This is a genomic window from Streptomyces sp. (genome assembly GCF_036524955.1).
In the GTDB taxonomy this organism is placed as follows: domain Bacteria; phylum Actinomycetota; class Actinomycetes; order Streptomycetales; family Streptomycetaceae; genus Actinacidiphila.
Genome location: NZ_DATDBG010000253.1, coordinates 1 through 9,820 on the forward strand (window position 1 = coordinate 1; position 9,820 = coordinate 9,820).

Sequence of the window (9,820 nt, forward strand, 5' to 3'; positions counted from 1 at the left end):
CACCCGCCGCGTCGGTCACCCCGCGGCGCGGGCGCGCCGCGGGGTGTCCGGGCCGCTCGGGCAGCGGCCCGCCGGTGCGGTCCGTGCGCGCGGCGTCCGGCTTTCCGCCGGCCGTCGTGTCCATCCCCCGGTACCCCCTGCCGCCACCCGGGCGCGACGGGGTGCCGTCACGCCCGATTCCCCGCGTGGGCGCTGTCTTCGGGGTCACCGTAACGGGTCACGGCGCCCCGTGGGCATGTCGTGCGGAAAGCTGGTCGACCTTGTGAAACGAGGTACTGGTGTGGCGTTCGCCCCTCCTCTCGTAGGCTCTCGCCATGGCGACTCCCGAGTTCATCCTGAACATCCGTGAGAAGGCAGGGCACACCCTGCTGTTCCTGCCCGGTGTGGTGACGGTGGTCTTCGACGACCGGGAACGCGTGCTGCTCAACCAGCGCGTGGACACCGGGCGGTGGGCGCTGATCAGTGGCATCCCCGAACCGGGCGAGCAGCCGGCTGAGGCCGCCGTGCGGGAGATCGAGGAGGAGACGGGGGTGCGCGCGGTGGTGGAGCGCGTGCTGAGCGTCTTCACCAACGAGCCGGTGGTCTACGGCAACGGCGACCGCGCCCAGTACCTCGACATCGTGCTGCGCTGCCGCGCGGTCGGCGGCCGGGCCCGGGTGAACGACGACGAGTCGCTGGACGTACGGTGGTTCGCCCTCGACGAGCTGCCCGAGCTCGGGCCGATCGCCCGCGGCCGGATCGAACTGGCGCTGCGCGACGACCCGACGTGGTTCGCGCCGGCCCACCGGTGACGAGCCGGCGGGCCCGCGGGGCACCTGCTCGTCACCGGTGGGCCCGCTGACCGTGGCGGGCCCGTGCGGAACCGCCCCGTGTCGGTCCGTGGCGGGCCCGGGTGCGGAACCGACCCGTGTCTGTCCGTCCGACCCGGCTGCCGAGCGGCAGCGCCCCGGCGAAGACCACCGTGTAGGCGTCGATCACCCATGACAGGCTGTCCGGCGCGACCTGCAGGTCGTGCTGCATGACGTTCACCACCGTGACGTCGACGAGTTCGATCAACTGGGCCGTGCACAGCAGGCCCAGCGCCATCGAGTGCGCGCCGGTCCGGACGAACTCCGGCTCGGCCTCGGCACCCGGCGCGGCCGCCCCCGGCTGTGCGTCCGGTGCAGGGAACGAACGGCGGCTGGCCGTCCAGGAGACGTACACCGACCACCAGTTGGCCCCGGGCCGGCACGCGCGGTTGATCGCGGGCCTGACCGCGACCGTGGCCGGACACCCGCTGCGGGAGAAGCCTGCCCGCCAGTTGATGGTGGCCCCGCGCCGCTGCGGCGGCAGAGCGACGCGCTGGCGGTCCATCACGCGCCGCGCGCCCGGCTCGCGGACGAGATGGGTCTGGACGCCGGGCCGCGCTGCGGGAGCTGCACCAGCAGATCCTCACCGACGCCCCGACGCCCCGACGCCCTGACGCCCCGACGACCTGACGCCCCGACGACCCCGCACCCCGACGCCCCGGCGCTCGCCGCCCCGCCCGAGCCCGGCGCGGCCGCCCCCGCCCAGCAGCCGGCGCTCCCGGCCGTCCCGGTCCCTCACGGGAACTCGGCGACCTCTACGAGGAGGCGATCACACTCAGTCGTCCGGGTGAGCCGCATCACGCGGCGGGCGACCATGCCGCCCCGCCCGAGGCCCGCAAGGCGGCGCTGACCGTCCTCGACGGCTTCGACAGCGAGGACGCAGCGGCGCCGCGCAAGATCACCGACCTCTGGCCGGGCGGGTTGACGAGCTCCGGCCGCGTCTGTCACGCTTCATGGAGCGACCTCGCCTGTCCAAAAAGAGCCTCCGCGCAGTGAGTTTCCTGCGATCCGGGGGCGTTTCTGTGTCCATGCGCGTTTTGGTCGGTCTTGCTGCTCGCTCCCCGCGCGGGTGGGTCTCGTTCCCGGCCGCCCACTCCGGGAGCCCGGGCGTCAGCCCTCCGAGTCTCCCCGCGCCCTGGTGAGGTCCGTACCGCCCCGGCTCCTGAGAGCCGCGTTTCTCCCGGTCCACGCGGTCTGGTGCGCACACGGCCCGCATGCCAGCATGCCCCGCGTGCCCGACCGTGCCGCGCACGTATCACCGTCGCACCACCGGGTTCCCGTCAGAAAACCGTCAACTGAAGGTGGTTCTCATCATGTCGCAGGAAAAGGTCGCTCTCGTCACCGGCAGCTCCCGCGGTATCGGCCAGGCCATCGCCGAACGGCTCGGCGCCGACGGCGTGTCCGTGGTCGTCAACTACAGGTCCGACGCCGAGGCGGCGTCGAAGGTCGTCGCGAAGATCGAGGCCAACGGTGGCCGGGCGGTAGCGGCTCAGGCCGACGTCACCGACGCGCAGGCCCTGCGCGGCCTGTTCGACATCGCGCAGCAGACCTTCGGCGGCCTCGACATCCTGGTGAGCAATGTCGGCGTCGGCAAGTTCGCGCCGCTGCCCATGGCCACCGACGAGGACTTCGACCTGCACTTCTCCACCAACACCCGGGCCACCTTCGTGGCGATGCGCGAGGCGGCCCGCCGGCTGAACGAGGGCGGCCGGATCATCGCCATCTCCTCCGGCATCGTCACCAGCCACCGCCCGACGGCCGGCCTCTACACGGCCAGCAAGGCCGCCATCGACTCGCTGGTGCAGACGCTCTCCAAGGAGATCGGCTCCCGCAAGATCACCGTCAACAGCGTGCTGCCCGGTGTCACCGCCAACACCGACGAGGGCGACAGCGTGCCCGCCGAGCTGAAGCAGCAGCTCATGTTCCAGACGCCGCTGGGCCGTATGGGTGAGCCCGAGGACATCGCCGACATCGTCGCGTTCCTCGCCTCCGACCAGGCCCGCTGGATCACCGGCCAGATCATCCACGCCGGTGGCGGCATGTTCTGAGCACATCCCGAGGACGGACGCGGCCGGCGGCACCACGGTGGGTGACCGACGGCCGCGCCGTCGTGTCCGGGCGCCTTTTACAAGAGCCGGTCCGGAACCACGGATGTGACACAGACGACCATCAGTGTGATCCGCACCTCACTGACCACAGTGATGTCACACCTGACCTCGTGCGACACCTCTTTGGGGACATGGAGCTGAGCGTCGCACGGAAGCGCACCGAGCTCGACCGCGTACGAGCACGGGCGGCCTTCCTCGGGAGCGCGTGCCTCACCTCGTACGACCACGAGACCGTGAGCGCCTGTCACGCCCACGGCAAGGAGGAATTGTGAATAAGTTGCGGGGTAACCCGTGGGCGATCCTGACGGTGTTGTCCCTCGGGTTCTTCATGACACTTCTCGACCTGACGATCGTCAACATCGCGATCCCCGACATGGTCGAGCACCTGGACGCGTCGCTGGACCAGATCCTGTGGGTCACCAACGCGTACACGCTGGCACTGGCCGTTCTGATGATCACATCGGGCCGGCTCGGTGACCTGATCGGCAAGAAGAGCCTGTTCGTCTACGGTGTCGGCCTGTTCACCGTGGCCAGCCTGGCGTGCGGTCTGGCCCAGGACCCGGGCCAGCTCATCGCCTTCCGGGCGGTCCAGGGCGTGGGCGCGGCGATGCTGCTGCCGCAGACCCTGTCGCTCATCGTGGACGTCTTCCCGTCCGAGAAGCGCGGTGTGGCGCTCGGCATCTGGGGCATCGTCGCCGGTCTGTCCGGCGCCGCGGGCCCGACCGTGGGCGGTGTGCTGGTCAGCCAGCTCGACTGGCGGTGGATCTTCTTCGTCAACATCCCGCTGGGTCTGATCGCCCTGGTCGGCGCGGTGCTCTGGTTCCCCAAGCCGAAGCGTACGGTCAAGCACCGGTTCGACATCCTCGGTGTCGTGCTTTCCTCGCTCGCGCTGTTCCTGCTCACCTTCGGCCTGACCGAGGGCCAGAAGTACGACTGGAACGGCTGGATCTGGGCCACCATCGCCGCCTCCGCCGTGGTCGGCGTGATCTTCCTGGTCCAGCAGCGCGGCCAGCAGCGCGGCGAGCCGCTGGTGCCGTTCTCGCTGTTCAAGGACCGCAACTTCACGCTGATGAACTTCGTCGGCATCGCGATCTCCTTCGGCATCGTCGGCCTGTTCCTGCCGATCACCGTCTACCTCCAGTCGGTGCTGGGCTACAGCGCCGTCAAGGCCGGTCTGGCGCTGCTGCCACTGTCCATCGGCACCTTCGTGATGGCCGGCCCGGCCACCGTGCTGGCCGAGAAGGTCGGCGGCCGGTGGATCCTGATGAGCGGTCTGATCATGTTCGGCGGCGGCCTGGCCTGGGTCATGGCGGTCGCGGACACCGACGGGAGCTGGACCAGCCTGCTCGCCCCGCTGTTCGTCATGGGTATGGGCGCGGGCTGCACCTTCTCCCCGATGGCCAGCGAGGTCATGCGCAACGTGCCGCCCAAGCTCACCGGCGCGGCATCCGGCGTCAACAACGCGCTGCGGCAGGTCGGCTCGGTACTGGCCGGTGCCATCATCGGCGCCGTGCTCCAGGGCCAGCTCGCCTCCTCCCTCAAGGACGAGGCGGTCAAGCAGGCCGGCAGCGTGCCCGGCCCGTACCGCGAGGGATTCGTCAAGGGCTTCGCCGAGGCCGGCAAGCACCTGGACGTGGCGGGCGACACCTCCTCCGCCTTGGCGCTGCCGGGCAACGTGCCGGCCGCCACCGCCGAGAAGATCCAGGAGGCGGGCAGCGCGGTGTTCACTCAGGGGTTCATCGACGCCATGCAGCCGACGCTGCTCGTCGGTGTCCTGGTGATGGCACTCGGCGCACTGTCCTGCCTGTTCGTCAAGAAGTTCGACGGCGCCTCCGCCAACCCGCACGGCCTGCCGATGACGGAAGAGGAGATCGCGGCGGCCGAGGCCTCGGCGGTGCCCACCACCGAGCCCGCCGCCCCGGCGCACAGCTAGCCGCCGCGCACCACCACCTGATCACCTGACCGGCCCCACCGCGACGCGGTGCACGACCGGTCACCGGACCGGTGATCACCGTCGCACGACCGGCACCACGAGGCGGGCTCCGCACCCTGCGGTACGGCAGGGTGCCGGGGCCCGCCTCGCCGTTCGCGGGACGCACGTTGCGGCGGCGCGTGCCGGGTGCGGCGCGCCCTCTTCCGGCCTCCGGCGGCTGTTTTCCGGCCTCCCGCGGCCTCCTCCGCCGCGCCCGGCGCGACCGGTGCTTCGGTCCGCGTGCTCCCGAGGGGACGATGTCTCACATGCCTGAAGTCCAGTACGACGAAGCCATCAACGAGGCCCTGGAAAGGCTCGACCACGCCGGGTTCTTCTTCGGCACCGGCAACCAGTTGCGCGGGTTCGCCATCCACGCCCCGATGGGCGCCGAGACCCTGGCCACCCTCGGGCACGGTGACCAGGTCGCCGGCTGGGTCGACTGGTACGCCGCGCTGCGCGGCCTCGGCGCGCTGCCCGACCCGGTCACGCCCATCGACCCGAACGACTCCGCGTCCTGGCGCGGCGCCCTCGGCGAGACCAAGCGGCTCGCCGACTGGGCGGTACTCTTCCGCCACGAGATCGACGAACTCGGCTGGCACGAGGCACTGGTGAAGTGGTGGCCCCGGCTCACCCCGGGCATGCTGGCAGGCCTCACACATGGTCTGATCCGCACCGCCCACGCCGTGCGCAGCATCGCCACCGTAGAGGTGCCCAGTGCGATGCAACGGCACGAGCTCGCCAACGGGCTGGCGTTCTGGGCCGGGATGTACCAGCCGCCGAGCAGCGCGCTGGCCCTCGGCGCACGGGTGATCGGCACCGTCCGGACGCTCGGGATGCAGCCCTCCTCCAAGCTGTTCGCCGACGCCGACGCCAAGCTCGCCACCTCGGTGGACGCCGCGCTCGCCGAACTCGGCGCCATCGGCGCGGGCCGCTACACGATGGTCCAGCCCGGCGGCAACCCGGTGCCCGCCATTCACACCGTCACCGCGCCCGCCGCGCTCCGGATGGTGCTGCCGCACCTGCCGGCCGAGTTCGCCCGCCCGTCGTACGAAGCGGTACGCGACGTCAGCGGCACACTGCTGAACATCTTCACCGGCCGCGGCAACCGCGCCCCCGCGACCTCGCCGGTCGACGGCCACGACCCGGCAGTGCAACGGCGGATCGTCGAACAGGCGGTGGAGCTCAAGGACGAGCACGCCATCAAGATCTCCGAGGCGGCCATGCGGGAGTACGCGGTCAACCCCGACCCGCGGTATTTCGCCGCGGCGCACCACGCGTACAAGCTGCTCGGCGGCTGAGGTCACCGCGGCCAACCCGCGCCTGGCCAGCGGACTTTGTCAGTGCTTGGCGGTAAAATCGACAGTGTTCGAGAGGGTTGGCCGACGCCCCTGGAGGATGCCGATGGCCGCTGCCGTACTGCCCCTGCCGAAGACCCGGTCGACGCGGCCGGCGCCGCTGACACCACTGCCGAAGAAGCCGTTGCCCGCCGGGCGTCCGCGCGAGTGGTACATCGCGCACAACCGTCGGCTCAAGACCATGCGCCTGGCGATCGCCCTGCTCGACTCGGGTGTGTACGAGCCCGCGCAGGCGGGCAACCGCCTGATCCGCGACACCGCCGAGCGGATCGGGGTGCACCCGCCGTCCGACATCACCTGCCGTATGGTCCGCGTCCTGCTCGCCCACGGGCGCTGACCCTCGGCACCATCCGGCCCCCTTCGTCGCCGACGCGCGACGAAGGGGGCCGCACGCGTGTCAACGGCCCCGCCGCCCGGGTCAGCTCTTGCGGTACGTGTACGCGTCCGCCGCCGCCGCCGCGACCGCGTCCAGGTCGGCACCGGTCGACGAGGTGACCACCGCGGCCACCGCGCCCTCCAGGAACGGCGCGTCGACCAGCCGCGAGCCCGCCGGGAGCTCGTCGTCGGCCAGTAGCGCCTTGACGGTGAGTACGGCGCTGCCCAGGTCGGCGAGGATCGCGACGCCGGCGCCCCGGTCGACCGAACGGGCCGCCGAGGAGATCAGATCCGAGCTGGTGCCGAGGCCCCCGTCGGGCCCGCCGCCCGCGGGGGCGACCGGCACGTTTGCGGCGCCCCCGCTCAGCGCGGCGGCGAGCTCCGCGACGGCGGTGGCCGCCGCGGCGCTGTGCGAGACCAGGACGACGCCGACCAGCGGGCGCTGCCCGCCGCCCTGACGGGCGGGGCCGCCGGGGGCGGCCGGGTCGGTGGGGTACGTCATTCGGCACGCTCCCGTGCGGTGTCGGCGAAGGCGGCGACGAGCAGGGCGGCGGAGGTGGCGCCGGGGTCCTGGTGGCCCATGCTGCGCTCACCCAGGTAGCTTGCCCTGCCCTTGCGGGCCCGAAGCGGGATGGTCGCCTTGGCGCCCTCGTCCGCCGCCTGTGCCGCCGCCGTGAACGCCTCGGCCACCGAACCGCCCGCGCCGAGCGCACCGGTCAGCGCGTCCAGCGCCGGGAACAGCGCGTCGAGCATCGTCTTGTCGCCCGGCGCGGCGCCGCCGAGCTGCGCCACCCCGTCCGCTCCGGCGCGCAGAGCGTCCCGCAGACCGGCGGCCGTGACCGCCGGCTCGTCACCGAGCGCCTTGCCTGCCCGCCGCAGCAGCGTGCCGTACAGCGGTCCCGACGCGCCGCCGACCGTACTGATCAGCTGGCGCCCCGCCGTGATCAGCACACCGCCGGGCGTGTCCGGCGGGTCCTGCTCGACCGCCGTGCGTGCGGCGAGGAAGCCGCGCCGCATGTTGCTGCCGTGGTCGGCGTCGCCGATGGGGGAGTCGAGTTGCGTCAGGTGTTCGGCCTCGCGGTCGACGGCCGCGGTCGCCGCGCCGAGCCAGCGGCGCAGGAAGGCCGCGTCGACGGGGGAGCCGGTGGAGGCATTCATACGTTGCCTTTCGGTGGGTCGGCGGGGTCGGCGGACGGGTGGGCCGGCAGCTCGTACGGCCCGTCGGGGACCGGGCTCAGCAGCCCCAGCGCAGGCCCGGGGTGGCGACCGGCGCGTCCCACAGGCGCAGCAGTTCCTCGTCGACCTGGCAGATGGTCACCGAGCAGCCCGCCATGTCGAGCGACGTCACGTAGTTGCCGACGAGCGTACGGGCGACCGAGACCTGCCGCTCGGCCAGCACGCGGTGCACCTCGGCGGTGAAACCGTAGAGCTCCAGCAGCGGCGTCGCCCCCATCCCGTTGACCAGCAACAGGACCGGCGCGTCCGGACGCAGGTCCTCCACCACCGCGTCCACCGCGAAGTCGGCGATCTCGCCGGAGGTCATCATCGGCCGCCGCTCCCGGCCCGGCTCCCCGTGGATGCCGATGCCCAGCTCCAGCTCGCCGCTGGGCAGGTCGAAGGTGGGGCTGCCCTTCGCGGGCGTGCTGCACGCGCTGAGCGCCACACCGAAGCTGCGGGACGCAGCGTTGACCCGCCGCGCGATCCCGGCCACCCGGTCCAGCGGCGCTCCCTCCTCGGCCGCCGCTCCCGCGATCTTCTCCACGAACAGCGTCGCGCCCGTCCCCCGCCGGCCGGCCGTGTACAGGCTGTCCACGACCGCCACGTCGTCGTTGACCAGTACCTTGGCGACCTGCACCCCCTCGTCCTCGGCCAGCTCCGCGGCCATGTCGAAGTTCAGCACGTCACCGGTGTAGTTCTTCACGATGAACAGCACCCCGGCGCCGCTGTCCACCGCGGCGGCCGCCCGTGCCATCTGGTCCGGGACCGGCGAGGTGAAGACCTCCCCGGGGCATGCCGCGTCCAGCATCCCCCGCCCCACGAATCCGCCGTGCAGCGGTTCGTGCCCCGAGCCGCCGCCGGACACCAGGCCGACCTTTCCCTCGAACGGAGCTCCCCTGCGGATGATCACCCGGCGCTCGACATCCACGGTCAGCTCCGGATGGGCCGCCGCCATCCCGCGCAGCGCGTCGGCGACCACGGTCTCGGGGACGTTGATGAGCATCTTCACGGCGTACCTCCGGGCGGGGTTGAGTGCCTGCAGATGAAATCCAGTATCGGTCGCGGGCCGCCCGGGGGCACCTTCCCGGCGGGGCGACCGGCACGGCGTCCGCCGACCGGCTCCCCGCCGTCGGGTTCAGCGGTTCAGGTCGAGCGGGACGCGTTGGACCGTGACGTTCCGGCCGTCCGCGGGTGAGACGTAGTACGCCGTCAGGGTGCCGGGGCCGCTGCTCGTGGCGTGGAACGGGAAGGTGACGTCGAAGGTGCCGCGGGTGCCCGTGCCCGAGGTGGCCTGCACCTGGACGTCGGCGGCGACTCGTCCGGCCGCGTCGGTGACGCGCAGCCGGAAGACCGCCTCGAAGGTGTTCGCGGTGCCACGGACCCGTACCGGAGTGCGGACCGTCTCGCCCATCAGCGGCGACTCCGTCAGGACGGCCGGGCTCACGTCCTCGAAGTCGGCCCGGCCGACCGGGCGGCCGAGCGGGATGCGCTGGGCCCCGAAAGCGGTGACCGCCCTGCCGTCGACGGCGAACCGCACCTTCTCGATCCCGGGGAAGCGGGTCGCGGTGAAGACCACCTGGGCGAGCCGCTGCCGCGCGGAGGGACCGGCCGCGCCGTCGTCGTACCGGCCGGAGAGATCGACGGTCGCCACCCGCGCGGTCACGGCGAGCGAGCGCAGGTTCGTATGGGACGGGATCGCGGAGCCGCGGCCGTGCGCACGCTCGTACGCGTTCGGCCCGGCCAGCAGGGCACGCAGCGCGCCGGCCGCGGTGGCGGGCGCGGCGACCGTCCGCGGGGCCGCGGACAGCTTGCCCGCCTGGACGAAGTAGACGGCCGTACGGATCCGCGCCGGGGTGGTCCGCGGCCCGGACGGGGCTGTGGTGGCGGTGGTGGTGGTGGGGCCGGCCGTTGTGGCGGTGGCGGAGCCGGCCGTGGGGGAGGGGG

At 72.5% G+C, this 9,820-nt stretch carries 12 protein-coding genes; 7 read left to right on the forward strand and 5 right to left on the reverse strand.

Going from position 1 to position 9,820, the window contains the following annotated elements; translation table 11 throughout:
* Nucleotides 1-314: 314 nt before the first annotated feature.
* Nucleotides 315-791, forward strand: a complete 477-nt coding sequence (locus VIW71_RS20105; protein WP_331623786.1) for an NUDIX hydrolase — start codon at nt 315-317, stop codon at nt 789-791.
* Nucleotides 792-822: 31 nt separating this feature from the next.
* Here VIW71_RS20105 and VIW71_RS26645 read toward each other — a convergent pair whose 3' ends face one another.
* Nucleotides 823-1,020 carry a hypothetical protein gene (locus VIW71_RS26645; RefSeq protein WP_414720791.1) on the reverse strand — a complete coding sequence of 66 codons (198 nt, stop codon included), beginning with the start codon at nt 1,018-1,020 and terminating at the stop codon, nt 823-825.
* Here VIW71_RS26645 and VIW71_RS26650 point away from each other — a divergent pair.
* The 6 genes from VIW71_RS26650 to VIW71_RS20135 all read left to right on the forward strand — a co-directional run bounded on the left by VIW71_RS26650 (nt 1,019) and on the right by VIW71_RS20135 (nt 6,620).
* Nucleotides 1,019-1,462 (forward strand): BTAD domain-containing putative transcriptional regulator, encoded by a 444-nt coding sequence (locus tag VIW71_RS26650; RefSeq protein ID WP_414720792.1) that lies wholly within the window; start codon nt 1,019-1,021, stop codon nt 1,460-1,462. The two genes, VIW71_RS26645 and VIW71_RS26650, sit on opposite strands and share 2 nt — an antisense overlap.
* Nucleotides 1,463-2,161: 699 nt before the next feature.
* Nucleotides 2,162-2,896, forward strand: a complete 735-nt coding sequence (locus VIW71_RS20115; RefSeq protein ID WP_331623788.1) for an SDR family oxidoreductase — start codon at nt 2,162-2,164, stop codon at nt 2,894-2,896.
* 170 nt (nt 2,897-3,066) lie between these two features.
* Nucleotides 3,067-3,228 carry a hypothetical protein gene (locus VIW71_RS20120; protein WP_331623789.1) on the forward strand — a complete coding sequence of 54 codons (162 nt, stop codon included), beginning with the start codon at nt 3,067-3,069 and terminating at the stop codon, nt 3,226-3,228.
* On the forward strand, nt 3,225-4,889 hold the full coding sequence (locus VIW71_RS20125; protein WP_331623790.1) for an MFS transporter: 1,665 nt from the start codon (nt 3,225-3,227) through the stop codon (nt 4,887-4,889). Before VIW71_RS20120 ends, VIW71_RS20125 begins: the two co-directional genes overlap by 4 nt.
* Nucleotides 4,890-5,194: 305 nt before the next feature.
* Nucleotides 5,195-6,226: a hypothetical protein gene (locus VIW71_RS20130; protein WP_331623791.1), complete on the forward strand. Its 1,032-nt coding sequence runs from the start codon at nt 5,195-5,197 to the stop codon at nt 6,224-6,226.
* 103 nt (nt 6,227-6,329) lie between these two features.
* Nucleotides 6,330-6,620, forward strand: coding sequence for a hypothetical protein (locus tag VIW71_RS20135; RefSeq protein WP_331623792.1), 291 nt, complete (start codon nt 6,330-6,332; stop codon nt 6,618-6,620).
* 81 nt (nt 6,621-6,701) lie between these two features.
* On the opposite strand, the gene VIW71_RS20140 is transcribed toward VIW71_RS20135, so the two are convergent.
* The 4 genes from VIW71_RS20140 to VIW71_RS20155 all read right to left on the reverse strand — a co-directional run.
* Nucleotides 6,702-7,160 carry a PTS-dependent dihydroxyacetone kinase phosphotransferase subunit DhaM gene (locus VIW71_RS20140; RefSeq protein WP_331623793.1) on the reverse strand — a complete coding sequence of 153 codons (459 nt, stop codon included), beginning with the start codon at nt 7,158-7,160 and terminating at the stop codon, nt 6,702-6,704.
* A complete protein-coding gene (gene dhaL, locus VIW71_RS20145) occupies nt 7,157-7,816 on the reverse strand; it encodes a dihydroxyacetone kinase subunit DhaL (protein WP_331623795.1) in 660 nt (219 codons plus the stop codon). Before dhaL ends, VIW71_RS20140 begins: the two co-directional genes overlap by 4 nt.
* 76 nt (nt 7,817-7,892) lie before the next feature.
* Entirely contained in the window at nt 7,893-8,885 is a 993-nt protein-coding gene (gene dhaK, locus VIW71_RS20150; RefSeq protein WP_331623796.1) for a dihydroxyacetone kinase subunit DhaK, read from the reverse strand.
* A gap of 126 nt (nt 8,886-9,011) precedes the next feature.
* Nucleotides 9,012-9,820, reverse strand: an 809-nt coding sequence (locus VIW71_RS20155; RefSeq protein WP_331623797.1) for a Gmad2 immunoglobulin-like domain-containing protein, incomplete at its 5' end; no start/stop codon positions are given.

What these genes read in the sequence shown, in the direction of transcription:
- VIW71_RS20105 (WP_331623786.1), top strand. Translation starts at nt 315, where the DNA reads ATGGCGACTCCCGAGTTCATCCTGAACATCCGTGAGAAGGCAGGGCAC.
- VIW71_RS26650 (WP_414720792.1), top strand. Translation starts at nt 1,019, where the DNA reads ATGACGTTCACCACCGTGACGTCGACGAGTTCGATCAACTGGGCCGTG.
- VIW71_RS26645 (WP_414720791.1), bottom strand. Translation starts at nt 1,020, where the DNA reads ATGCAGCACGACCTGCAGGTCGCGCCGGACAGCCTGTCATGGGTGATC.
- VIW71_RS20115 (WP_331623788.1), top strand. Translation starts at nt 2,162, where the DNA reads ATGTCGCAGGAAAAGGTCGCTCTCGTCACCGGCAGCTCCCGCGGTATC.
- VIW71_RS20130 (WP_331623791.1), top strand. Translation starts at nt 5,195, where the DNA reads ATGCCTGAAGTCCAGTACGACGAAGCCATCAACGAGGCCCTGGAAAGG.
- VIW71_RS20135 (WP_331623792.1), top strand. Translation starts at nt 6,330, where the DNA reads ATGGCCGCTGCCGTACTGCCCCTGCCGAAGACCCGGTCGACGCGGCCG.
- VIW71_RS20140 (WP_331623793.1), bottom strand. Translation starts at nt 7,160, where the DNA reads ATGACGTACCCCACCGACCCGGCCGCCCCCGGCGGCCCCGCCCGTCAG.
- dhaL (WP_331623795.1), bottom strand. Translation starts at nt 7,816, where the DNA reads ATGAATGCCTCCACCGGCTCCCCCGTCGACGCGGCCTTCCTGCGCCGC.